The sequence below is a fragment of the Methylobacterium sp. P1-11 genome, from assembly GCF_008329595.1.
In the GTDB taxonomy this organism is placed as follows: domain Bacteria; phylum Pseudomonadota; class Alphaproteobacteria; order Rhizobiales; family Beijerinckiaceae; genus Methylobacterium.
The window spans coordinates 407559-432225 of sequence record NZ_NPKS01000001.1 but is presented as its reverse complement, the minus strand read 5'-3'; the positions used below and the strand labels follow the sequence as shown (position 1 = coordinate 432225).

19 protein-coding genes are annotated in these 24667 nt (G+C 69.7%); 7 read left to right on the top strand and 12 right to left on the bottom strand.

Annotated elements, in window-relative coordinates; translation table 11 throughout:
- The first annotated feature begins 54 nt into the window (after positions 1-54).
- The gene (locus CIW48_RS02060; protein ID WP_149308584.1) at positions 55-2067 is read left to right on the top strand and encodes a CoA-transferase; all 2013 of its coding nucleotides are present in this window, start codon (positions 55-57) and stop codon (positions 2065-2067) included.
- On the top strand, positions 2060-3532 hold the full coding sequence (locus CIW48_RS02055; RefSeq protein WP_149308582.1) for an NAD-dependent succinate-semialdehyde dehydrogenase: 1473 nt from the start codon (positions 2060-2062) through the stop codon (positions 3530-3532). Before CIW48_RS02060 ends, CIW48_RS02055 begins: the two co-directional genes overlap by 8 nt.
- 83 nt (positions 3533-3615) lie before the next feature.
- On the opposite strand, the gene CIW48_RS02050 is transcribed toward CIW48_RS02055, so the two are convergent.
- From CIW48_RS02050 to pedF, 9 genes are all read right to left on the bottom strand, one after another.
- The gene (locus CIW48_RS02050) at positions 3616-3900 is read right to left on the bottom strand and encodes a hypothetical protein (protein WP_149308580.1); all 285 of its coding nucleotides are present in this window, start codon (positions 3898-3900) and stop codon (positions 3616-3618) included.
- 62 nt (positions 3901-3962) lie between these two features.
- On the bottom strand, positions 3963-4886 hold the full coding sequence (locus CIW48_RS02045) for an HlyD family secretion protein (protein WP_149308578.1): 924 nt from the start codon (positions 4884-4886) through the stop codon (positions 3963-3965).
- Complete coding sequence (locus tag CIW48_RS02040; RefSeq protein ID WP_149308576.1) at positions 4883-5092, bottom strand: DUF1656 domain-containing protein; 210 nt, start codon at positions 5090-5092, stop codon at positions 4883-4885. Before CIW48_RS02040 ends, CIW48_RS02045 begins: the two co-directional genes overlap by 4 nt.
- Positions 5089-7143, bottom strand: a complete 2055-nt coding sequence (locus CIW48_RS02035) for an FUSC family protein (protein ID WP_149308574.1) — start codon at positions 7141-7143, stop codon at positions 5089-5091. The genes CIW48_RS02040 and CIW48_RS02035 overlap by 4 nt, the downstream gene beginning before the upstream one ends.
- A complete protein-coding gene (locus tag CIW48_RS02030) occupies positions 7140-7625 on the bottom strand; it encodes a MarR family transcriptional regulator (protein ID WP_149308572.1) in 486 nt (161 codons plus the stop codon). Before CIW48_RS02030 ends, CIW48_RS02035 begins: the two co-directional genes overlap by 4 nt.
- Positions 7626-8125: 500 nt before the next feature.
- The gene (locus CIW48_RS02025) at positions 8126-8785 is read right to left on the bottom strand and encodes a response regulator transcription factor (protein ID WP_149308570.1); all 660 of its coding nucleotides are present in this window, start codon (positions 8783-8785) and stop codon (positions 8126-8128) included.
- Between the two features lie 175 nt (positions 8786-8960).
- Positions 8961-10730, bottom strand: a complete 1770-nt coding sequence (locus CIW48_RS02020; protein WP_149308568.1) for a PQQ-dependent methanol/ethanol family dehydrogenase — start codon at positions 10728-10730, stop codon at positions 8961-8963.
- 424 nt (positions 10731-11154) lie between these two features.
- Entirely contained in the window at positions 11155-12015 is an 861-nt protein-coding gene (locus CIW48_RS02015) for a transporter substrate-binding domain-containing protein (RefSeq protein WP_149308566.1), read from the bottom strand.
- A complete protein-coding gene (pedF, locus tag CIW48_RS02010; protein ID WP_149308655.1) occupies positions 12005-12424 on the bottom strand; it encodes a cytochrome c-550 PedF in 420 nt (139 codons plus the stop codon). The genes CIW48_RS02015 and pedF overlap by 11 nt, the downstream gene beginning before the upstream one ends.
- A 341-nt stretch (positions 12425-12765) precedes the next feature.
- On the opposite strand from pedF, the gene CIW48_RS02005 reads away from it, so the two are divergent.
- The 5 genes from CIW48_RS02005 (at position 12766) to CIW48_RS01985 (ending at position 19632) form a co-directional block, all read left to right on the top strand.
- Positions 12766-13884 (top strand): ABC transporter substrate-binding protein, encoded by a 1119-nt coding sequence (locus CIW48_RS02005; RefSeq protein ID WP_246695092.1) that lies wholly within the window; start codon positions 12766-12768, stop codon positions 13882-13884.
- Positions 13881-14888: a YVTN family beta-propeller repeat protein gene (locus tag CIW48_RS02000; protein WP_149308561.1), complete on the top strand. Its 1008-nt coding sequence runs from the start codon at positions 13881-13883 to the stop codon at positions 14886-14888. The genes CIW48_RS02005 and CIW48_RS02000 overlap by 4 nt, the downstream gene beginning before the upstream one ends.
- A 281-nt stretch (positions 14889-15169) precedes the next feature.
- The gene (locus tag CIW48_RS01995) at positions 15170-17269 is read left to right on the top strand and encodes a 4Fe-4S binding protein (protein ID WP_246695096.1); all 2100 of its coding nucleotides are present in this window, start codon (positions 15170-15172) and stop codon (positions 17267-17269) included.
- Entirely contained in the window at positions 17266-18243 is a 978-nt protein-coding gene (locus CIW48_RS01990; RefSeq protein WP_149308557.1) for an FAD:protein FMN transferase, read from the top strand. The genes CIW48_RS01995 and CIW48_RS01990 overlap by 4 nt, the downstream gene beginning before the upstream one ends.
- Before the next feature lie 246 nt (positions 18244-18489).
- Entirely contained in the window at positions 18490-19632 is a 1143-nt protein-coding gene (locus tag CIW48_RS01985; RefSeq protein ID WP_149308555.1) for a serine hydrolase, read from the top strand.
- A gap of 298 nt (positions 19633-19930) precedes the next feature.
- Here the strand turns inward: CIW48_RS01985 and CIW48_RS01980 are convergent, their stop codons facing one another.
- From CIW48_RS01980 to glmS, 3 genes are all read right to left on the bottom strand, one after another.
- Positions 19931-21085 carry a M20 family metallopeptidase gene (locus CIW48_RS01980; RefSeq protein WP_149308553.1) on the bottom strand — a complete coding sequence of 385 codons (1155 nt, stop codon included), beginning with the start codon at positions 21083-21085 and terminating at the stop codon, positions 19931-19933.
- A 549-nt stretch (positions 21086-21634) separates the two neighbouring features.
- A complete protein-coding gene (locus tag CIW48_RS01975) occupies positions 21635-22321 on the bottom strand; it encodes a TylF/MycF/NovP-related O-methyltransferase (RefSeq protein WP_173009153.1) in 687 nt (228 codons plus the stop codon).
- Between the two features lie 517 nt (positions 22322-22838).
- Positions 22839-24665: a glutamine--fructose-6-phosphate transaminase (isomerizing) gene (glmS, locus tag CIW48_RS01970; RefSeq protein WP_149308550.1), complete on the bottom strand. Its 1827-nt coding sequence runs from the start codon at positions 24663-24665 to the stop codon at positions 22839-22841.
- Between the last annotated feature and the right edge of the window lie 2 nt (positions 24666-24667).

Genomic DNA, 24667 nt, shown 5'->3' with positions numbered 1-24667 from the left:
CAGAAGGGCGCGCCGAGCCGCTCCGGCCGCATCCCGGGCGCCGAGGACCACCCCATGGGCAGCCTGAAGAACAAGATCGTCAGCGCCGACGAGGCGGTCGCCATCCTGCAGGACGGCGACATGGTGGCGGTGTCGGGCTTCGTCGGGATCGGCACGCCCGACGAGCTGATCCTGGCACTGGCCCGCCGGTTCGAATCCGGCGCCGGCCCGCACGGGCTCGGCCTGATGTTCGCCGCCGCCCCTGGCGACGGCAAGGAGCGCGGCCTCAACCGCCTCGCGATCCCGGGCCTCGTCCGCCGCGTCGTCGGCGGCCACTGGGCGCTCGTCCCGAAGCTCGGTGCCATGGCGGTCGCGGGCCAGATCGAGGCCTACAACCTGCCGCTCGGTGTGGTCTCGCACCTCTACCGGGAGATCGCCGCCCACACGCCCGGCCACATCACCAAGGTGGGCTTACGCACCTTCGTCGACCCGCGGCTCGAGGGCGGCAAGCTCAACGCGGTGACGCAGGAGGACCTCGTCAGCGTGGTCGAGCTCGGCGGCGAGTCCTGGCTCCACTACAAGGCCTTCCCGGTCAACGTCGCCCTGATCCGCGGTACCACGGCCGACCCCGCCGGCAACATCACCATGGAGCGTGAGGCGCTCACCCTCGACAACCTCGCCGCCGCCATGGCGGCGAAGAATTCCGGCGGCTTCGTCATCGCCCAGGTCGAGCGGCTGGCTGAGGCCGGCTCCCTCAACCCGCGCGAGGTGCAGGTGCCGGGCGTGCTGGTCGATTGCGTGGTGCTCAGCCAGCCCGAGAACCACCGGCAGACCTACGGCACGCCCTACAACCACGCCTTCACGGGCCGCCAGCGCGTGCCGCTGGACCGGATCGCCCCGATGGCGCTCGACACCCGCAAGGTCATCGCCCGCCGCTGCGCCTTCGAGCTGCCGCCGGGCGGCGTGGTCAATCTCGGCATCGGCATGCCCGAGGGCGTCGCGGCCGTCGCCGCCGAGGAGCGGGTGCTGAAGTACCTGACGCTCACCGCCGAGCCCGGCGTGATCGGCGGCCTGCCGCAGGGCGGGCTGGATTTCGGCGCTGCCCTGAACCCGGCCGCGGTGCTGCACCAGAACCAGCAATTCGATTTCTACGATGGTGGCGGCCTCGACCTCGCCTGCCTGGGCCTCGCGCAGTGCGACGCGGAGGGCAACGTCAACGTCAGCCGCTTCGGCAAGAAGCTCGCGGGCGCGGGCGGGTTCATCAACATTTCGCAGAACGCCAAGAGCCTCGTCTTCGCCGGCACCTTCACGGCCGACGGCCTCAAGGTCGCGGTGGAGGATGGCGGCATCCGGATCCTCGCCGAGGGCCGCTCGCGCAAGTTCATCGACGCGGTGGAGCAGGTGACCTTCTCGGGGTCCTACGCGGCCGAGCGCGGCCAGCCGGTGCTCTACGTGACCGAGCGCTGCGTGTTCCGGCGGACGCGGGCCGGCATGGAGCTCGTCGAGGTGGCGCCGGGGATCGACATCGCGCGCGACATCCTCGGCCAGATGGGCTTCACCCCGATCGTGCAGGACCCGCAGCCGATGGATCCGCGCCTGTTCCGCGAGGCCGTGATGGCGCTGGAGCCGTGGCTGCTGGGCCTCTCGCTCTCTGAGCGGATCAGCTACGATCCGGAGCGCAACATCCTGTTCTCGAACCTCGAGGGTTTCCAGGTCCGGACCATCGACGACGTCGAGCTGGTGCGCCGCGAATACGAGCGTGCCTGCCAGGAGATCGGCCGCAAGGTCCACCTGATCGCCAACTACGACGGATTCGAGATCGACCCGACCGTGAGCGACGCTTACTTCTCGGCGATCGCCTACCTCGAAAACCGCTATTACGAGACCGCGTCCCGGTATACCACGAGCGCGTTCTTGCGATTGAAACTCGGCGCCTCGTTGGCGAGCCGCGATCTGGCTCCCCATGTCTTCGAGACAAAAGCCGAGGCGCAGGCGAGGAATACGGCCCAGAGCGTGCCTCTCAAGCCGCGGCCCGGTATGTCTCAGCCCGACATGCCGCGGCCGCCGAAGGAACCGTTGGATGCCTGAATTCGAGACCCCCTCCCTGAAGGACCCCGCCCTGTTGGTCGATGCCTGCCTGATCGGCGGCGAATGGTCGAAGGCCGGTTCCGGCAGCATCGACGTCACCAACCCGGCGACCGGCGCGCTGATCGCCAAGGTCCCGAATGCCGGCGCCGACGAGACCCGCCGGGCGATCAAGGTCGCCCACGAGGCCTACCCGGCGTGGCGCGCCAAGACCGCCAACGAGCGCGCCGTGCTGCTGCGCAAGCTCGCGGCGCTCGTGACCGAGCATCAGGAGGATCTCGCGCAGATCCTCACCGCCGAGCAGGGCAAGTCGCTGACCGAGTCCCGCGGCGAGGTCGCCATGTCGGCGGCCTACGTGCTGTGGTTCGCCGAGGAGGCGCGCCGCGTCTACGGCGACGTGGTCCCCTCCCCCTGGGGCGACCGCAAGATCCTCGTCACCAAGGAGCCGGTCGGCGTCGTGGCGGCGATCACGCCGTGGAACTTCCCGTCCTCGATGATCGCCCGCAAGATCGCCCCGGCGCTCGCGGCCGGCTGCCCGATCGTGATCAAGCCCGCCTCGCAGACCCCGCTCTCGGGCCTCGCCTGGGGCGTGCTGTGCGAGCGCGCCGGCTTCCCGGCCGGTACGGTCTCGATCCTCACCGGCTCGGCCCGGGCGATCGGCGCCGAGATGACCGGCAACCCGCTCGTCAAGAAGATCACGTTCACCGGCTCCACCGAGGTTGGCAAGGTGCTGCTGGAGCAGGCCGCCCACACGGTGAAGAAGGTCTCGATGGAGCTTGGCGGCAACGCGCCCTTCATCGTGTTCGACGACGCCGATCTCGACAAGGCGGTCGCCGGCGCGATGCTCGCCAAGTACCGCAATTCCGGCCAGACCTGCATCTGCACCAACCGCTTCCTGGTGCAGGACGGGATCTACGACGCCTTCGCGGAGAAGATGGCCGAGGCGGCCAACCGCCTGAAGGTCGGCAACGGCGTCGAGGACGGCGTCGCCCAGGGGCCGCTGATCGACATGGCGGCCGTGGAGAAGACCGAGGCCCATATCCGCGACGCCGTCGAGAAGGGCGGCCGCGTGGTCGCGGGCGGCCATCGCCACGCGCTGGGCGGCCAGTTCTTCGAGCCGACGGTGATCACCGGCGCCACGCCCGCCATGGCGGTGGCCCGCGAGGAGACCTTCGGGCCTTTGGCGCCGCTGTTCCGCTTCCGCGACGAGGCGGAGGCGATCCGCATGGCCAACGACACCGAGTACGGGCTCGCCTGCTACTTCTACACCCGCGACCTCGGCCGCACCTTCCGGGTGGCGGAGGCGCTGGAATACGGCATGGTCGGAATCAACGAGGGCATCATCACCACCGAGGTGGCGCCCTTCGGCGGCGTGAAGGAATCCGGCCTCGGCCGCGAGGGCTCGTACCAGGGCATCGAGGATTACCTGAACACCAAGTACCTGTGCGTCGGCGGGCTCGGCGCCTGAGGCCACGGCCTCGACTGGATACGCATCGCGATCTGACGGGCTCTCCCTACCACCGCGAAGGGGGGAGGGAGAGCCGGCGCGCCTTACCGGCCGCTCGGCGCGGCGCCGCTTCCGGTGGTGCCGTTGCCCGAGCTGCTGCCGGCGGGCGCGCCCGGGGTGCTGACGCGCGGGCCGCCGCTGGTGCCGGGCGCCATGCCGACGCCGGTGGAGCCGGTGCGCTCCATCGTCCCGGTTCCGGTGCCGCCCACCGCGCCGGACTTGTTCACGTTGCCCTGGTCGGCCCCGCCCGTATGGGGCGCCTGCGCCAGCGCCGCGCCGGATGTGGCGAGAACGAGTGACGTGGCCAGCGCGAGGATCGTCTTCGACATGGTACCTCCTGAAACGTGGTGTCAGGCCAACCCGGCTGCCCCGGGATGGTTCGGCAGCCGCCTCAGCGGGCGAGCGCCTCGCGCCACGCGGTCCAGGGCCAGCGCAGGGTTTCCCCGCCCGCCGGGGTGATCGACACCGTCGCCGTCCGGCCGCTCACCAGCCGCGGATCCGCCGTGCCGCCGTCGAGGGTGATCCGCACCGGAATCCGCTGGGCGAGGCGCACCCAGGAGAAGGTCGGGTTCACGTTCGCCAGGAGGTTGGTCGCGTCGCTGCGGCCGGTCTCGCCGATGCCGCCGGCAATGCTCGCCACCCGGCCCTTGAGCACGCCGTCCTCGCCCATCAACTGGATGGTCACGGGCGCACCGACGCGGATCCGCGGCAGCTTGGTCTCCTCGAAATAGCCCTCGATCCGGACGGTGTCGCTGTCGATCAGCGCCATGACGCCGCGGCCCGTGGTGACGTAAGCCCCCGGCCGCAGCTCCATGTTGGTGATGCGGCCGTTGACCGAGGCCCGCACCGCCGAACGCTCCAGGTTGAGCTTGGCGAGGTCGCGATCCGCCAGGGCCTGCTCGTAGGCGGCCCCTGCGGATAGGTCGGCCGCCTTGGCGGCCTCGACCTTCTGCTGCGACACCGCCGCGTCGGAGAGCTTGCTGTAGCGGGCGTAATCGGCCGCAGTCTGCTCGGCGGTGGCCCTGCGGCCCTCCACCATCGCCTCAGCCTGCCGCAGCCCGAGGCGGAACCGGTCCGGATCGATCCGGAACAGGACGTCGCCCTTCCGCACGACCTGATTGTCCTCCACCAGCACCTCGGTGACGAGGCCGGACACGTCGGGCGCCACCGCCACCACGTCGGCACGGACGCGCCCGTCACGAGTCCAGGGGGCGTCCATGTAGTAGTCCCAGAGGCCGACGCCAACGATCAGCGCCGCGGCCACCATGCCGAGGGTGACGAAGACGCGGCCGAGGACGGAAAGAAGGGCAGTCATTGCAGGGTCCGGTGGGCGAGGGCCACGACGCCGCCGAGCAGGACGACGTAGAGGGCGAGGTCGAAGAGCGGCCGGTGCCAGACGAGGCGGTAGAACCCGGTCGCCGTGAGGAGGCGGCGGAGCGGCAGGCTGAGCGCGAAGGCGATGGCCATCCAGAGGGCCAGCCCCGGCACGAACACGCCGTAGAGGTCGATCTCGCCCATCATGCCGCCATCTCCCGCTGATCCAGCACCGGGGCAGCCCGGTAGGCAGGCGCATCCGGGAACAGGCCGCGGCGCAGGCCGGTAAGACCGATCAGACTGGCCCGACGCTCCGGCGACGCCGGCACGCCGGCAACGGCATCGAGGGCATCGTCCAGGGCGGCCAGGAGATCGGTGTCGCCGCGGCCCGTCCGGCGACGCAGCTGACGCGCCGCCAGCGCCAGGACGTGATCGACGGCGGTGCGGGCCGCGCCCGTGAGTTGCCGCCGCACCCGCCGGACCTCCACGAGGTTGATGCCCACCCGCACGTCGGCCAGGAGGTCGCCCATCGCGACCGACGCCTCGGCGGGCAGCGTCGCCAGGCGCGGGGCGATCAGGCCGGCGCGGTCGAGCATCAGGGCCGCGAGTTCGAGCCCGTGCCCGGTGCCGCGCCCGTCCGCGGCGGCCGCGAGGCTGCGGCGGTTGATCCGCACCAGCCGGCGTGCGCTCCAGCCCGCGCCGACCGAGCGGATCAGCCGGGTCACGACCGCGCCGATCCACATCCCGACCACTGAGGCGACCACGCTGTTGGCGAAGGGCGCGAAGTCGCCGCTGTAGCCGTTCTGGAGCGCCAGCAGTGTCGCCCCGTTGAGGGCCGCGCCCATGCCCATCGGGGCGAAGCGGGGCTGGGTCATCATCAGGCCGCAGAGGATCAGGGCGGGCGCCAGCGCCAGGGCCAGCATCTCGAAGGTGGTGGCGAGCGGCAGCACCGCGAACAGGTACAGACCGGCGCCGATGGCGCCGACGATCGCCGAATTGGTGAAGCTGAGGATCTGCGGCGCGGGGTCGTCCTGCGCGGCGAACAGGCAGCACGCGACCGCCCCCATCATCGGGGCCGCCGAGCCGTCGGGCCAGCCGGTCGCGATCCAGACGGCGCAGCAGACCAGCAGGCCCACGAACACCCCGAACGCCGAGAAGGCCGCGAGCCCGTGGTCGCGGTGACGGACGGTCCTGACCCGCGCCGTGTACGCGAAGGCGAGGGGCGCCCGCGGCGCCGTGCCGGCCGCGAGGTGGAGGCGGAGCGCCCGCAGGTCCTGGCGCAGGTCGATCACGTCGCGCAGGCGAACCGAGAGGCTCGCCAGCAGCAGCGTGGTCCAATCGGGGTCTCGGCCGAGAGCCGGCTCGAACCCGTCGATCCGGCTGCGCAGCTGCGCGGCGCCTTCCGGATCGTCGCCGTCGTCGGCGAGCCAGCCGGCAAGGTCCGACAGGAAGGCCCGGACCCGTGCCGGAAGGGCACCCTCCCGCTCCAGGATCGCGACGCGATCGGCCACCGCCGCGACGATCGGCAGCACCATCAGCATGTGCTGGCGGAGCGGCGCGAAGGCCGCCGCGGCGCGCTCCGCGCCTGTGGCTTCGTTGCGCAGGGCCAGGCCGAGGGCATCGAGCCCGATCGCGTCCGAGGCGAGCCGCAGGCGCAGGTTCCGGTCCTCGTCCGCGTCGCCGGCATTCGGCGCGCCGGCCGCCGCGAGGGCGGTCTGCGTCCACGTCCGGGCCTCGTCCAGCCAGAGGTTCAGCCGCGCGACGATGACCGGCGCGGCCGATTGCGGCAGCACCAGCGTGGCGGCGAGGCTGGCGCAGAGGATCCCCAGGGAGATCTCCTCGGCGCGCGCCACGGCGGTGTCGAAGATCGCGCCGGGATCGTCGACGGCCGGGAAGCCGATCAGCGCCGCCGTGTAGCCGGCGAGCATCGGCAGGTAGCTCGCGGGCGTGCGGTCGAGGAGCGCGACGTAGAGGCAGAGGGCGACCCAGAGCGCGACCGCGAGGCTCAGCAGGATCGGCTCGTTGACGAGGTTCGGCACCAGCACGACGCTCATCGCGGCGCCGAGCACCGTGCCGCAGACCCGGTAGACGGCCTTCGAGCGCGTCGCGCCGGACAGCACCTGGCTCGTGATGTAGACGGTGCCAAGCGCCCAGTAGGGACGCGGCAGGTCGATCCAGAGCGCGAGGTACAGGGCGAGCATGGCCGCCGCGTAGGTCTTCAGCGCGAAGGCCCAGTCGCGCCACCCGGGAACGGTCACGATTCCGGCTCCTGCTCGGGCGCGGTGGATGCGCGGCCGTAGCGCTGAAGCGCCGCGAAGACCCGGAGGCTCGCCTCCAGGTCACCATCACCGATCTCCGCAAAGACACAGGCCCGCAGGGTCGTAAGTTCGGCCTCGATCCGCTCGAAGATCTGACGGCCGCGCGGGGTCAAGCCGAGCACTTTGGCACGGCGGTCAGAGGGATCCGCGCGGCGGACCACCAGCCCGGCGGCAGCGAGCTGGTCGAGGAGGCGCACCAGGGACGGCCCCTCGATGCCGACGGCTTCAGCCAGGACGTTCTGGCGCGGCTCCTCGGCCATCCGGCCGATGATGATGAGCGGGTGCGCGGTCGCGTCGGACAGGCCATGTGTCTCCCCAACCGTGTTGGCGGCCCGGCGCCAATGACGGCCGGTCGTCAGGAGGGCATGGGTGACGGCCTGCTGCAATCGCTCGCGCGTCTTCGGATCTTCGATATCGGGCACAGCCAGAACCAGTGCGGCGCGGATCCGGGGAAGATCCCGGGTCGATCAGCTCGCATCCTGATAGATAGCATCATATCGATTTGGCTTGGGGTCGGTCCTGAAGGATCAGGGTTGCGAGGGAAGAATGGGCTTCTCGCTTTCTCAGGCGCATGCGGCGCCGGCGGAATGCGGCCGGGGATCCATCACGAAGCAGCGCGGCCGCGTCCGCGGTCCAGCCTTACCTCTGCCGCCGCGCGCTCTGCGCTGGATCGAGGCGTTACACGCGTGCGATGCTTCCCCTGCCGTGCCGGCGAAGCGCATGGACGACGGCCCTCGCCGTCCTTCCGGTGCGACGCAGGCGAGCCCGGAAGCCAGAATCGCTGTGGCGACAGGGGCTTGGTGCGTGGCGAATCCGGATCCCCGGCGCCGCAGCCTGGTCCCGGGATGACGGCGTGAGAGACCTCAGCCAGAGGTTCCGGAAGACGCGATCGAGCATCGCGCGCTCCGGATGATCGCGCCCGTCAGGCCGAGTGGCTGTTGTGGATCTGGTCGAAATCGAGCGACGCCGTGTCGATCACGATCTGCGTGCGGCTGATGACCTCGAGCTTGCGCAGGATCTCGGACACATGCGCCTTGACGGTCGAATCGCCGACCTGAAGCTCATGGGCGATCTGCTTGTTGAGCTTGCCCTGCCGGATCATCATCAGGACCCGCAGCTGCTGCGGCGTGAGCCGGGCGAGGCGTTCGGGCAAGGGCGCCTTCTTGCTCCGCGGCGCGGGCGCGCTGGCCTCGGCGAGACCGGGGGGAAGGAACAGCGCGCCGCTCATCACCTCGGTGATCGCCCGGGTGAGCGTCGCCTTGTCCATGGCCTTCGGGACGAAGCCCGCCGCCCCGTGCTGCAGGGCCTCGCGGACGATGCGCGGATCCTCGTGCCCGGACACGATCAGGATCGGGATGCGCGGGAAGCTCGCCCGGATGGTGATCAGCCCGTCGAAGCCGGTCACGCCCCGCATCGACAGGTCGAGGAGCGTCAGGTCGATGCCGCGGTTCGCTGCCAGCACCGCGCAGGCCGCCTCGATCCCGTCGGCTTCGTGCAGAACCGCGTCCGGATGCGCGAGGCGGATCGTGGCCGCCAGGGCGTCCCGGAACAGAGGGTGGTCATCGACGATCAGGAGATGCACGGAGACCTCGGTCCTTCGCTCGAGAGCCTCACAGGATCCGCCGAATACGCGGGCGGGAGGTCCGAAGGTGATCGATGCAGCCCCGGCGCGCAAGCGGGTGTTGAGACGATCGCCGTCGCCCCGGGGCCGCGGCGTGCCGGCCGGTGGAGGCCGGCACGCTTTCTGATGAGCGCCGTCAGCGCGAGGCGACCGTCTTCGGCAGCTTGAACGCCCAGAAGCTGCCGCCCTGGTTGATGCCGGCGGTGGACTTGGCGACCTCGCCGCCCCAGAGAGGCACAGCGCCGCCCCAGCCGGCCGCGACGCCGACCCATTGCTCGCCGTCCTGCTCCCAGGTGATCGGCGAGGAGACCACGCCGGTGCCGACCTGAAACTTCCAGACCTCCTCGCCGGTCTTGGCGTCGAAGGCCTTCAGGAAGCCCTCCGGGGTGCCGGTGAAGACGAGATTGCCCGCCGTGGTGAGCACGCCGGCCCAGAGCGGGGCTTTGTTCTTGTACTCCCACACGACCTTGCCGGAGGCCGGGTCGATCGCCTTCAGCGAGCCGATATGGTCGTCGAAGACGGGCTTGATGGTGAAGCCGGCGCCGAGATAGGCCGCGCCCTTCTTGTAGTTCACCGGCTCGTTCCAGATATCCATGCCCCACTCGTTGGAGGGCACGTAGAACAGCTTGGTCTCGGGGCTGTAGCCGATCGGCATCCAGTTCTTGCCGCCGAGGAAGCTCGGCACGGCGAAGACCGACTTGCCCTTCTTGTCGTCCCCCTGGGCCTTGCTGGGATCACCGGGCCGGTTCTCCTCATTGTAGATCGGGCGGCCGTTCTCATCGATGCCCTTGGCCCAGTTGATCTTCTCGACGAACGGCGTCGCCGAGATGAACTTCCCGTTGGTCCGGTCCAGGACGTAGAAGAAGCCGTTGCGGTCGGCGGTGGCGCCGGCCTTGATGGTCTTGCCGCCCTTGTTCAGCTCGAAGGGCACGAACTCGTTGACGCCGTCGAAATCCCAGCCGTCGTGCGGGGTGGTCTGGAAGCCCCAGACGATCTCGCCGTTGTCGGGGTTGAGGGCGAGGCGCGAGGAGGTCCACTTGTTGTCGCCCGGCCGCAGCCAGGAGTTCCACGGGCCGGGGTTGCCGGTGCCGAAGTAGATCAGGTTGGTCTCGGGGTCGTAGGTGCCGCCGAGCCACGTGGCGCCGCCGCCGAACTTCCACATGTCGCCGGGCCAGGACTCGTTGACCTTGCCGGTCATGGTCGAAGGCTTGCCGTTGAGCTCGCCCATGTGGCCCTCGATCACGGGCCGCTTCCACACCACCTCGCCGGTCTCGGCGTCGCGGGCCTCGATCCGCCCGATCACGCCGAATTCGCCGCCGGACACGCCGGTGATGATCTTGCCCTTCACGATGATCGGGGCGGCCGTGTAGCTGTAGCCGGCCTTGAAGTCGTCGATGTCCTTGCGCCAGACCACCTTGCCGGTCTTGACGTTGAGGGCGACGAGCTTGGCGTCGAGCGTGCCGAAATAGACGTTGTCCTTGTAGAGGGCGGCGCCGCGGTTCACCACGTCGCAGCAGGGCAGGATGCCCTCCGGCAGGCGGGCGTCGTACTCCCACTTCTTCTCGCCGCTGCGGGAATCGATCGCGTACATGCGCGAATACGAGCCCGTGACGTAGATGATCCCGTCCTTGACCAGCGCCTGGCTCTCCTGGCCGCGCTGCTTCTCGCCGCCGAACGAGAACGACCACGCGGGCACGAGGCCCTTGATGTTGTCGCGGTTGAGGGTCTTCAGCGGGCTGAAGCGCTGGGCCTGCGGACCGAGGCCGTAGGTGACGACGTCGCCGGGCGTCTTGGCGTCGTTGATGATGTCCTGCTCGCTCACGCTTTCGGCCATGGCCGGCAGGGCGCCGCCCGCCACGAGGGCGGCGACGCCCACCGCGGCGAGGAACCGGGTCCGCATTCTCATGACGTCTCCTCCGTCTTCGACTCCGGTCCATGTGGCCGGAGCATCCGGGTTTCAGCGTGGACCGCACGAGTCGCGGGACGCTCCCTTGGAGGACGAAGCTATCGATGTTCTCAGAGAAGTCTTATTGGCCATTGGTCCAATGGGTCAGTGCGTAGGCTGGAGGAAAGACTGTATTCGGCAATGCGGTTATCGCCGCCGGTCCGGTCTTCGGCCCGGAATGGCGGCCTGTGGCCTTGCGGTGACTGTCCAGCCCGATCCCCTCCTTCTGAGGTGCCGGAGCGCGGCGGAGGCCTCGAAGGAGGGCTCCAGGGATCGCAGTGGCTTCCGGAGGTCTTCTTCGCGGCGCCTGCGCCGCACCTCAGGATGAGGGCGCGGTCAAGCCGTTCTCCGTTCTCGTCGTCCGTCGCGTCGGGTGCGCCGGCCTTCAGTAACCCTTCGGCGGCGTGTAGCTGACGCCATAGGGCGCGCAGATCATCTTGAGGCGCCCGTCCGCGTTGAGGGCCGTGAGCGCGTCCCCGACCGCGTAGGCGAGGTCGCGGGAATCCGTGCGCACCGCACCGCCGATCTCCCAGCGGGTCTTGACCAGCCCCGTCGAGGGAAAAGTCGCGATCGGGTTGTCGTCCTGGGGCGCCTTCGCGGCGAACAGCGCCGCCTCGATCGCCGCCCGCGTGCCGGCCAGGATCGGCGCCTCGCCGGCGAGATAGGCCTTCGCGGCCTCCTCGAAGCTCCTGTAGTGCTTCAGATTCTGACGGAACCGGCCGCCCTGCGCGGTGAGCAGCATCAGGTCGGCCGCGCCCGTGCCCTCCAGGGCGACGCTCCGGTCGCCGATATCGTCGAGCCTGGCGAAGCCCTCCAGCGCGTCCTTCCGGTACGCGAAGGCGATCTCCTGCTCGAAATACGGCGCGGTGAAGAACACCTGCTCGTTGCGCAGGGCGAGCTGGCGGTCGGTGGGCACGTGCAGCATCAGGTCGGCGAGTGGCGTGCCAGCGAGGTCGCCGCGCCACAGGTTCAGGCGCAGGTCGCCGTCGACATTCTCGCCGGCATCGACCACGCGCAGGTCGAGCTTCACCTTGAGCACGTCAGCGATGGCCTGCGCGAGATCGGAGTCGATGCCGTGTGCCTTGCCGTTCACCGTGTCGGAGAACGGCGCGTTGTCGCCATAGACCGCCACCCGCAGCGTTCCGTCGGCGACGACCTGATCGAGCGGACGCGCGGCGACCTCCGGCGGAGACCGGAGTGCCAGCAGAAGCCCGCCGGCAAGGAGGAACCGCGCACTACTCCTCATGCTTCGACTCGATGTAGCTGCGGATCGCCCAGAGGCCTTCCTGCGAGATGATCCCTTCGAAGGCCGGCATCTTGGTCACGCCGTTGATCACGGCGCCGTGCTTCATGCGCTCGACGAAGTATTCGTCGCCCTCTTTGCCCTGCGGCAGGTAGCGCAGGTCCGGGGCGAGGCCGCCGGAGATCATCTCCAGGCCGTGGCAGCGGGCGCAGTTCTGGTTGAAGCCCGAGGCGCCGATCGAAATCGCGTGCGCATCGCCCTTGTAGGGGTTCTCGGCGACCCATTCGGTGCCCAGCGGCTTGAGGCCGTCGGTCTTGACCGGCTGGGGCTGGACGTCGCCGTGCCCGAGGGCGCCGCCGGCGCCGACAGCCAGCCCGAGCGCCACGAACACGCCGACCGCCGCCGTCTTCATCCTGCCCATGCCCCGCCTCCCATCGTCTTTCACCGACGGTTATCAAGCTCCGGGCTCGCGACCCATTATGCTTTGGTACGGATCGACCAGTTTATGCCGATGCACGACTTGTGTTGCACTGCATCAAGATTGATAGGTGCACCTTGGTCCAATATCCGCAGTCAGCATCTCGCTTCTAGAGTTCTCGCAACGATCAGATCCGCGGGGACGGAGGGAGGCGGGCGAGGATGGTATCCCCCGGTGCGCGACGGGTCTCGACGTGCGGGCGGCCTTTGGCCGTCCTGCTGCCGTGCATCCTCGCGAGCCTCGCGCCGGTCTCCCCGGCGGAGGCTGCGACCCCGATGGCGGGGCCGCCCCTCACGATCCACTACCTCGAGCGGCGGGTCGAACGGCCGGTACCGCTGAACAACGAGGATCCGATCCCCGACGATGAGGGGGCCAAGGGCGCGGATCTCGGCCTGAAGGATTCGAATGCCACCGGCCGCTTCCTCGGCTTGAGCTTCGCCCTCGACGCGAAGGTCGTCGCGCCGGGCGACGACATCCGCCAGGCGTTCCGGGATCTCGCCGATCCCCGCCTCGTGGTCGTCAACGCGCCGGCCGCGGATGTCATCGCCCTCGCCGACCTGCCGGAAGCGCAGGGCAGCGTGCTCCTCAACATCGCTGCGCCGGACACGCGGCTGCGCGATGTCGATTGCCGGAAGAACCTGCTCCACATCCTGCCCTCCCGCGCCATGCTGGCCGACGCGCTGGTGCAGTTCCTGGCCTTCAGGCGCTGGTCGCGGATCCTGCTGGTGTCCGGGCCGGCGCCCGGGGACGCGCTCTACGCCGAGGCGCTGAGGCGCAGCGCCAGGAAGTTCGGCGCGCGGATCGTCGCCGAGTCGCGCTACGACCCGCAGGGCGGCGACGTCCGCGACACGGCTTTGCGCGAGTTCGCCCTGCCGACCCGCGGGCCCGAGCACGACGTGGTGGCGGTGGCCGACGAGGCCGGCGCGTTCGGCGCGAGCCTCAACTACAACACCGCCTCTCCCCGGCCCCTGGTCGGCACCCAGGGCCTCGCGCCGGCCGCCTGGGGGCGGCCCGTGGAGGCCTGGGCGGCGGTGCAGCTCCAGGGCCGGTTCCGGAAGCTCGCCGGGCGGCCCATGCGGCCCGTCGATTGGGCCGGCTGGATGGCGGTACACGCCGTCGGCGAGGCGGCCGTGAAGGCGCGCAGCACCGATCCCGCGAAAGTCCGCGCCGCCCTGACGGCGCCCGGCTTCGAGGTCGGCGGCTTCAAGGGCCGGCCCCTGAGCTTTCGCGCCTGGGACGGGCAACTGCGCCAGCCGGTCTTCCTGCTCTGGCCCGGGGCCGTCGCCGCGACGGCGCCGATCGAAGGCTACCTCCATCACCGCACGGAACTCGACACGCTCGGACTCGACGAGCCCGAGAGTGCCTGCCGCGCGTTCGCCGGGACGCCAGGATGAGCCGGCGCGCCGCCCTCGCCCTCCTGCTCTGCCTCGCGGTGCCGGCGCGGGCCGAGGAAATCTTCGTCTCGAACGAGCGTGACAACACCGTTTCGGTGCTCGACGGCGACAGCTTCGCGGTGATGCGCACCTTCCCGGTCGGCCGGCGGCCCCGCGGGCTGACCTTCTCGCAGGACGGGCGGTCGCTCTACCTCTGCGCCAGCGATTCCGACGCCGTGCAGGTGATCGACCCGGAGACCGGCGAGGTCCGGCACAACCTGCCCTCGGGCGAGGATCCGGAGCAATTCGCCCTGGCGCCGGACGGGCGCACGCTGTTCATCGCCAACGAGGAGAACGCCACCACCACGGTGGTCGACGCGCAGACCCGCAAGGTGCTGGCGCAGATCGATGTCGGGATCGAGCCGGAGGGCGTCGCGGTGAGCCCGGACGGTCGCACCGCCGTGACGACCTCGGAGACCACCAACATGGTCCACTGGATCGACACGAAGAGCCTGGAGGCGATGGACGCGACGCCGGTCGGGCAGCGGCCGCGCTTCGCGGCGTTCTCGGCGGACGGGACGCGGCTCTGGGCCTCCTCGGAGATCGGCGGCACCGTCTCGGTGATCGACGTCGCCACCCGCAGGGTCACCGAGACGATCGCGTTCGCCGTGAAGGGGATCGCGGCCGACCGGATCCAGCCGGTGGGTATCCAGATGTCGAAGGACGGGCGCCACGCCTTCGTGGCGCTGGGTCCGTCCGACCGGGTCGCGGTGGTGGATACCGCGACCTTCAAGGTCGAGAGCTACATCCTGGTCGGCCGCCGGGTCTGGCAGCTCGCCCTGAACGCTGCCGGCACGCGGCTCTTCACCACCAACGGCGTCTCGGGCGACGTGACGGTGATCGATGCCGAGACGTTCAAGCCGATCAAGACCGTGAAGGTCGGCCGCTTCCCCTGGGGCGTGGCGGCGCGGCCGATGCCCGGCGCCGCTGCAGCGGAGGCGCGCGCCGCCGGTGCGGCGCCGTGAGTTTTCCGCAATCCCGCGCGGCTGCATTCCCCTCCCCCGCACAGGCGACCGGGTCCGCTCATCGGCCTTGCCGGCGCGGCTTCGGGACGGAGCGCGGCGTCCCTCTCCCGTGCGGGCGCGGGCAGCCAGCGCGAGTTGCAGCCGGCGTCCGTGTTCGACCCGGATGTATGACCAGCGGAGCCGGCGGCGGAGGCAGGGAGGATGCCCGGCCGATGCGGAGCGGACCGTCTCCGGGCCCGCCCGCGCTCCGAACCGCGGTGGGTGGCGGCCGGGTCGCGGGTATGCTCCTGCGCGCCGCGCTACTTCTTCTCGTCCTGCTCCTGCCGACCCTTCCGGTCTGGGCCGGCCAACTCGACCGCGCAGCCCTGGAACGATACTTCCCGCCTCCGCTGGTCGTCGGCGAGACGGACGACAGGCTCCCGGTCTGGCCGATCCTGAAGCAGCAGGCCGGCGCCTACGAAATCTTCGCCTACGCCTTCGAATCCGTCGATCTCGCGCCGATCCCCGGCTTCGGCGGCACGCCCCCTGACCTGCTGATCGCGCTGGCGCCTGACGGCACCTTCCGCGACGTGAAGGTAATCGCGCATCACGAGCCGGTCTTCCTCGAGGGCCTCGGCTCTGAGCCGCTCTTCGCCTTCGTCGAGCAATATGCCGGCCTCTCGGCCCGCCAGGCGATCCGGGTCGGACGGCCGAACGCCCGGGCCGCCGGCGCCGCGCCGCAGACCACCGTCGACGGCATCTCCATGGCCACCGCCTCGACCCGGGTCATCAACCAGTCGATCCTGGCCTCGGCGCTCGCGGTGGCGCGCGTGAAGCTCGGTTTCGGAGCCGTCAATGTCGGCCTCAAGGTCGAGGCCAGGGCCGACCTCTACGCGCCTCTCACCCTGCCTGACTTGCTCGCCCGCGGCTGGGTCAAACGGCTCACGGTCACGAACGCCGCCGCCGCCGCGGCCTTCAAGGGAACCGGCGCGGACGACCGCGCGGAGGGACCGCCCGATGCGGTACGGACCGACCTCCCCGTCGCCTATCTCAACGTGCCGGCGATCGGCCGCAACCTGCTGGGCAGGGCCGGGTACGACGCGCTGATGCGCGAACTCGGCCCCGGCAACCACGCGGTGATGGTGATCAGCGCCGGGCCGGAGGAGGCGCCCGAGAACCCGATCGGCGACAGGTTCGTGCTGGGGGCGGTGCCCGAGCGGCTGGCCGTCAGCCAAGGCGGCCTGATCGTGAACGCCCGCGACATGGCGGTGGAGCGCCGCGATGCCGGCCGCGCGGAGGGTTTGCCGCCCGGCCCCTGGACCATCCTGCGGATCGATCAGGCGGCCGGCTTCGACCCGTCCGCGCCCTGGGTCCTGGCCGAGACGATCGTGCGCGAGCGCGGGCAGATCCTGTCGGAGAAGATCGCCCGCACCTTCATGGTGGAGACGAAACTTCCCGCCGATCTGTTTACCCGCATCCACCCGGAGGACGGGCCGGGCTGGACCGATCCGTGGCGCGCCCGGGCACCTGAACTCGGGCTGATCGGGCTGATGCTCGCGGTGCTGGTACCGGTCCTCGGCCGCCAGCGCGGGCTGGTGGCGGATCGACGGCTTTTCGCGCGCTTCCGCCTCGGCTTCCTGGCGCTGACCCTCGGATTCGTCGGCTGGTACGCGCAGGCGCAACTCTCGATCGTCACCCTCGTCGGCCTCGTGCGCGCCGCCACCGTCACCCACGACCTCACCTTCCTGCTCTACGATCCGCCCTCGCTGGTGCTCTGGGTCTTCGCGCTGTCCGCGCTCGTGGCCTGGGGACGCGGCACGTTCTGCGGCTGGCTTTGCCCCTTCGGCGCGCTGCAGGAATGCGTGGCGCTGCTGGCGCGGCCCCTGCACATCCGGCAGGTCGTGGTGCCGGCCGGCCTCGACCGGGCGCTGCGTCAGCTGAAGTACGTCGTGCTCTTCGGCATCCTCGGTGCCGCCGCCGCCGGGTCGCCCCTCGCCGACACCGTGTCGGAGGTCGAGCCGTTCAAGACCGCCATCACGCTCTCCTTCGTGCGATCCTGGCCGTTCGTCGCCTACGCGGCCGGGCTGCTCGTCCTCAATCTCTTCGTCTACAAGGGGTTCTGCCGCTACCTGTGCCCGCTCGGCGCCGGTCTCGCCCTCATCGGCCGCGTGCGGCTCCTCGACTGGATCCCGCGCCGGGCGGAGTGCGGCTCCCCCTGCCAGCTCTGCAAGGTCCGCTGCCGCTACGGGGCCATCGCCCCCTCCGGCCGAGTCGACTACGCCGAGTGCTTCCAGTGCATGGATTGCGTGACGATCATCCGCGATCCGGCGCAATGCGTGCCGCAGGTGGTGGCGCGCAAGCGGGCGCGCCGGGTCGCGCCGCGGCCGGTGACCGTGGGATGAGCGCGCCGGGTCGCTTCGCCCGCGCGCGCCGCCGCATCCTCGTCGGAGCTGCCGGGCTCGCGGGATTGGGCGGGATCGCCGCCTTTTGCGCCTCCGCGGCGACGCGGGGGCTGACACTTCGCACGCGCGCCGGGCTCGCCTTCGGCACAACTGTGGCACTCACCGCCGCCGGGTCGGAGGCTTCCGTCGTCGAGGCCGCGCTTGCGGACGGGTTCGCGGCGATGCGCGCCGTGGAGAGCGCCGCCAGCCTGTTCCGGGCCGACAGCGCCCTGGCGCGGCTCAACCGTGACGGCGCTCTGGAGGCACCCGATCCGCACCTCCTCGCTCTCCTGCGCTTCGCTCTCACCCTCGCGGACAAGACCGACGGCGCCTTCGACCCGACCGTGCAGCCGCTCTGGCCGGTCTGGGCCGGTGCGGCGGCCCGAGGCGAGCGACCGGGTGCGGAGGCCCTCCGCGCGGCCCTGGCTCAGGTCGGCTGGCGGCGCGTGCAGATCGGGCCGGACCGCATCGTCCTGGAGCCCGGAACGGCGGTGACCCTGAACGCCCTGATCCAGGGCTACGCCGCCGATCAGGTGATGGCCGCGCTCCGGATGCGCGGCATCGGCGATGCCTTCGTGGATACCGGCGAGTTCGGTGCGTCCGGCACGCATCCCGACGGTACGCCCTGGCGGCTGGGCCTCGCCGATCCCCGCGACCCCGCCACCGTCGCCGCCGTCATCGCCCCGTTCACCGGCTTCGCAGCGACCTCGGGCGACTACAACATGCGCTTCTCGGATGATCGCGCCGACCACCACATCTTCGATCCGACGACGGGCCGATCCCCGCGCTCCCTCTCGTCCGTGACCGTGACGGCGCCGACCGGATTGCTCGCCGACGGGCTGTCGACCGCCTGCATGGTCCTGGGGCGCGCGCGGGGCGCGCATCTCGTTGCGGCCCATCCGGGTTGCGCCGTGCGCTTCACCGGAAAGCTCTGATCCGGCCATGCGGATGGCGGCCTGAACCCTTCGACCCCGATCCCGGAATTCTCGAAGGCAGATCCTGCCGCGGCGATGGGGCCCGCGGAGCCCGTGTCGCGCAAGATCGATCGCGACGACCGATGCGGCTCCGACATCGAACGGCCTGAGCCCTGCCGGCTCGGCGACACCGCCCTACCTGCCCGGAGCCCCACGGCGCAGCCCCTGCATGCGCAGCGACGGGGGAAGTCCCTCAGGAGATCGCGCGTGACCCAAGGAACCGAGCCGTACTGGCCGACGGAAGTCTGGGCGGAACAGGACCCGGGTTCGGCCGGACTCGATGCCGAGCGGCTGGCGGAGGCGGTCGCCTTCGCCGCGGCCCATGAGAGCCTGTGGCCGCGCAGCCTGTACTATCCCGATGGCCGCTATGTCGGGATCGTCGAGTGGAACGAGCGGGGGCCATGGAGCGACATTGCCGGTCCGGTCCGCCCGCGGGGCGGCCCCGCCGGCGTGATCCTGAAGGGCGGTCGTCGCGTCGCCGCCTGGGGCGACACGCGCCGGCCGGACATGACCTTCTCGATCGCGAAGAGCTACCTCGCGGTGCTGGCCGGCCTCGCTTCCGACGACGGGCTGATCCCCGACGTGGATGCGCCGGTGCGGGAGAGCGTTCCCGATCCGCTTCTCGACGGCCCGCATAACGGCGCGATCACGTGGCGCCACCTGCTGCAGCAATCGAGCGAGTGGCAGGGCACGCTGTTCGGCAAGTCCGATCAGGTCGACCATTTCCGGCAGATCGGTCCGGGCGCCGATAACAGCCGGAAGGGGGAAAAGCGGATCCCGCGCCCGCCGGGCTCCTACTACGAGTACAACGACGTGCGGGTGAACCTGTTGTCCTATTGTCTGATGTGCCGCTTCGGCCGCGCCCTGCCGGAGGTGCTGCGCGAGCGGATCATGGACCCGATCGGTGCCTCCCGGGACTGGGAATGGCGCGGCTACGACACTGCTTGGGTCGAGATCGACGGCACCCGGATTCAGTCGGTCCCCGGCGGCGGCCATTGGGGCGGCGGCCTGTTCATCGGGGCTGACGACCATGCACGTTTCGGTCTCCTGATCGCCCGCGGCGGTGCCTGGAATGGCCGTCGGCTTCTGTCCGAGCGATGGATCCGCGCGATGCTGGACCCCTCCCCCACCCTCGACAACTACGGCTATCTCTGGTGGCTGAACCGGGGTGCCGCCGCCAAGCCGCAGCTTCCCGCCTCCGCCTTCAGCGCGCTCGGGGCGGGCAACAACGTGATCTGGTGCGATCCGGAACGCGACCTCGTCGCAATCCTCCGCTGGATCGACAAGGCCGCCCTCGACGGCTTCCTGCTGCGCCTCGCAGCCGCGACGGGGCCAGGGGCGCTCTCGTAGTCATCACGGTCCGTCCGGGTGCGGAGAGGGACGGCTCGAGGATCGCGCGCGTCGCAATCGGCCTTCACCCTTGCCGTCCCGGCGCGGCTTCGCCTGGGTCCCGCATCGCGGCGACGCCAGCGTCCTGATCCCCGAGACGCGCAGGATCCGGCAGCTTGAAGAGGCCGCGGCTGCGGCCGACCTCGTGCTGTCTGAGGCGGACCGTCAGGCCATCGACCGCGCGATGCCGCAGGAGACCGGTCGCGCACCGCGCGACGGCGACGCGTCGCTGGCGCTGGCGCTGGTCGATCTCCGACCGTCAGCCCGCCGCCAAGGCCGCGATGGTCTCGGCCATCGCGCGCGCCCGCGGAACGAGGCTTCCGACCTCCAGATATTCCTCCGGGGAATGGGCCTTTCCGCCGACGGGGCCGACGGCGCAGAGGGTCGGGCAGCCGACGCTGGCGGTGAAACCGGAATCGGCGCAGCCGCCGGCGAACTCGCCCGCCACCGGCGTGCCCTGTTGCGCGCTGACCCGCGCGTAGGTCTCGAACAGGGTCCGCGAGGCCTCATCCTGCACCAGCGGCAGGAACTCGCCCTTGATGGTCAGGTGCGCGGTCGTGCCGGGCACTGTGGAATGCGCCACGATCGCGGCGATCCGGCCCATGGCCGCCTCGCGATCGGGCGGTGTCACGTAGCGCAGGTCGATCTCGCAGGTCGCGCGGGGCGCCACGGTGTTCACCGACTGGCCGCCCGCGATGAGCCCGACATTCACCGTGGTGCCGCGGTCGAGATCGGTGATCGCGTGGAACGCGACGGTCTTGTGGGCGAGTTCCAGGATGGCGCTGCGCCCGTCGGCATAGTTGCCGCCGGAATGGGCTGCCTTGCCGAGCACCTCCAGGTGCATGAAGATGCCACCCTTGCGGCCGGTGACCACGTTGCCGGTCGGCCGGCCCGGCTCGGAATTCAGCACCGCGCGGGCGCCGCGCGCGGTCTCCTCGATGATCGGGCGGCAGGCCGGCGAGCCGATCTCCTCGTCGCTGGTGAACAGGCCGACGAGCGGCACCGGCGCTCCGCCGGCCCGGTGGTAGGCCGCAAGCACGAAGGCGTTCATCACGAGGCCCGCCTTCATGTCGGCGACACCGGGCCCGTGGGCGCGGCCCTCGGCGATCCGGAACGGCCGCCGGGACGGCTCCCCCTTCGGGAAGACGGTGTCGCGGTGGCCCATGAGGACGACCGGCCGGTTGCCGCCGCCCGACCCGGCCACCTCGGCCTTCAGGGCGTCGCCGTAACCCTCAACCGGGATCGTCGTGACCGGGATGCCGTGGCCGGCGAGAAACTCCGCGATGCGAAAGCCGACAGCATCGACGCCCGGCTTGTCGTAGGAGCCGGAATCGATGTTCACCAGCTCTTCGAGGAGCGATAGCATCGCACCCTCCTGATCTTCGAGCCAGCGAACGGCATCACCTTCCATCATGAGGTTCCTCGTACCGGGATCGATGAACCGTACGTCGAACCGGCTGCGCGAGCAAAGCGAGGCAATCCAGGTTTGCGCAACCTCTCGCGACGGAGCGTGGCAAAGACTGCTTCGCAGCGCTCGCAAAGTCGGTGCCGACTCGAGCAAGGCGCGGATTCATCAGGCCGAGCTTATCCTGCCGATATTGCCTGAGAGTGGCCGGAGGCTCGGACAAGCTTCCTCGATGACCATCGCCCGCGCCCGGCGAGGGATTGGGCCGTGCCGCGCTCAAGCCAGATCGAGGGTCGCTGCAATCCGCTGGGCTGACGGCCGGCGCTCGACGGCCGTTGGGCCCCATCCGGAGGCGAGAGGCTTATTCAGACTCCACGTCTGAACCTCTTCGAAGCCATGATGCTGAACCGTCCCCGACGATTTTGTCTCCTGCCACGCGTCGAAGAACCTGGGTTGGTACGCCGTCACTGACTCCGTGGTGCCGGCGGTGACACCCCTTTCTGATGACAAGGATCGAGCGGCGATGTGACCCTCACACTCGTTCCTTGCCCTGAACGCTCAGCCTTGAAGGCGGGTCTTGATAATGACTGCGTGCCCGTTGAGGTTATGCAACGTGATGCAGTCATGTCTTGCCCGTAATTCTTCGTTGACAAACTTAATGACGCCCGCACAATCGACCCATCCGTAATCATCGAAAACGACGACGCCCCCGACGGACAAGCGGTCCCAAGCCCAATAGAACGTTTCTTTTGCCGATTGATAGACGTCAACATCAATATGGACGAGCGAAAATATTTTGTCGCGAAGCAGATGGGCCGTGTCGTCAGGGAAAATGCCTTTGTAGAGCTGCACGTGGCCGAGATCGAACTCGGACATTCGCGACTGCACGAAATCGAGACTTGTATCAGAGAACTCGCCGCCTTTGTAGAACGGGTCGTTGACCCCGGCTTTCACGATGCCTTCGAATGTATCGCAGACATGAACGGGGCGCGTAGCGAGAAAACGTTTGGAGGCGAGACCAAACAGGATTGCCGTTCCGCCGCGCCAGGCACCGACTTCGAGGATATCGCCTTCAATTACCGCGGCTTGTTCTGTCAGTTGCCAGAGTTCGTAGCAGCGGAGGTGGTCGACCGCTGTCAAGGGCCCCGCTTTCTGGAATGCGGCATGAAATTCCGGGTCCGCAAACCAGGGGGAGTAATTTGACTGAGAAACGATCTGCGATTTCGGGAGGCCGTACTCAATCATCATCGCAAGCCTACAATGTGAACTACAAGTCAAATTGAATAATGCCGACCAATCTGTAGTGGCGAACAGAGATCTTTGAGGAGCCGACAGGGATTTGTAAACATGTAAGCTTGCGCGAAGCTTTTCGACGCGCGGAGCCGATTGCAAAAGATTATCGTCTTGAGCGGGCTCGACGGTCGCGCGCGAGCATTGCGACCGTCGCGTGCAGCCCCGTGAGCGCTTGACTGGCTTCGTCAGCGCCTACCACTTCACCCGCCACCTCAAGACCCTCCGGGGTCTTGCGCCCGACGATGCCATCTCCCAGGCATGGTCGGCCGAGCCTGGCCAATTCACGTCTGACCCACTCCACCAAATGCCGGGCCGCGGCATCTGGCGAGGGGCATCGGGATCGCGCGAATGCGCGGAGGATCCTGTTCAGGGTTCCACGCAGTCGTTCTGCCTGGAAGTTCTACGTCGCACCCGGAGGATCGGCGCAACGCTCATGCGACGCTCACGACGGGCCTCAGGGAGCGACCGCCTATTCGACTGTGACCGACTTGGCGAGGTTCCTGGGCTGGTCGACGTCTTTCCCCATGAACACCGCCGTGTGGTAGGCGAGCAGCTGGATCGGCACCGCGTACACGATCGGCGCCACGGTGGCGTTGACCGCCGGCATGGTGAAGGTCGCGAGCGTGTCGAGCCCGTGCTCGGCCGCGCCCTTCGCGTCGCCGATCAGCACGATCCGCCCGCCGCGGGCGGCCACCTCCTGCATGTTCGAAACCGTCTTCTCGAACACCGCGTCGTGCGGCGCGATGACGATCACCGGCACGCTCTCGTCGATCAGCGCGATCGGCCCGTGCTTCAGCTCGCCCGCCGCGTAGCCCTCGGCGTGGATGTAGCTGATCTCCTTCAGCTTCAGCGCGCCCTCCAGCGCCATCGGATAGCTGGTGCCGCGGCCGAGATAGAGGACGTCCCGCGCCTTCGCGACCTCCCGGGCCAGCACCTCGATCGCCGTTTCATGAGTCAGCGCCTCGGCCATCAGGCCCGGTGCCTTGATAAGCGCGTCGACCAGCCGCCGCTCGCCGGCCGCGTCGAGCGTCCCGCGGGCGCGGCCCGCCGCGATGGCGAGGCACAGCAGAACCGTGAGCTGACATGAAAACGCCTTGGTGGAGGCGACGCCGATCTCCGGCCCGGCCAGCGTTGGCATCACCACGGAGGATTCCCGCGCGATGGTCGAGGTCGGCACGTTGACCACGCTCAGCGTGTGCTGGCCCTGGCTCTTGGCGTAACGCAGGGAGGCAAGGGTGTCGGCGGTCTCGCCGGATTGCGAGATGACCAGCGTCAGCCCATCCTTCTCCAGCGGTGCCTCGCGGTAGCGGGCCTCGGAGGCGACATCGATCTCCACGGGCAGGCGCGCCACCTGCTCGAACCAGTAGCGGGCGACGAGGCCGGCGTAGAAGGCCGTGCCGCAGGCGGTGATGTAGACCCGGCTGAGCTTGGCGAAGTCGAAGGGCAGCGCCTCCGGCAGCATCACGCGACCCTGCGCCATGTCGACGTAATGGGCGAGCGTGCGGCCCACCACTTCGGGCTGTTCGTGGATCTCCTTGGCCATGAAGTGGCGGTATTCGCCCTTGTCGATCCGGTAGGCCTGCGTGGCGATCTTCTGGCGCGCCCGCTCGACCGTCGCGCCCGACGCGTCCCGGATCTCGGCGCCGGTCCGGGTCAGGATCGCCCAGTCGCCCTCGTCGAGATAGGTGATCGCGTCGGTGAACGGGGCGAGCGCCAGGGCGTCGGAGCCGAGATAGGTTTCGCCCTGGCCGAAACCGATCGCCAGCGGCGCGCCATGGCGGGCACCGATCAGCAGGTTCTCCTCGCCGGAGAACAGGAAGCCCAGGGCGAAGGCGCCGCGCAGCCGCGGCAGGGCCGCCGCCACCGCCTCCACGGGACCCATCTGCCGGTCCATGTTGCGGCTGACGAGCTGGGCGACGACCTCGGTGTCGGTCTCGGTCTCGAATACGACGCCGTCAGCCTCCAGCTCCTGCTTCAGCTCGCGGAAATTCTCGATGATGCCGTTATGGACGACCGCCAGCCGCTTGGTGGCGTGCGGGTGGGCGTTGGTCTCGTTCGGCCGGCCATGGGTCGCCCAGCGGGTGTGACCGATGCCGATCGTCCCGGTGAGCGGCTCCTGCGCGAGCTTGGCCTCCAGGTTGACGAGCTTGCCGGAGGCGCGGCGCCGCGCCAGGCGGCCATGCTCCAGGGTGGCGATGCCGGCGGAATCGTAGCCGCGGTATTCGAGCCGGCGCAGGGCCTCGATCACCTGCCCCGCCACCGCGTCGCGTCCGACGATGCCGACGATGCCGCACATAG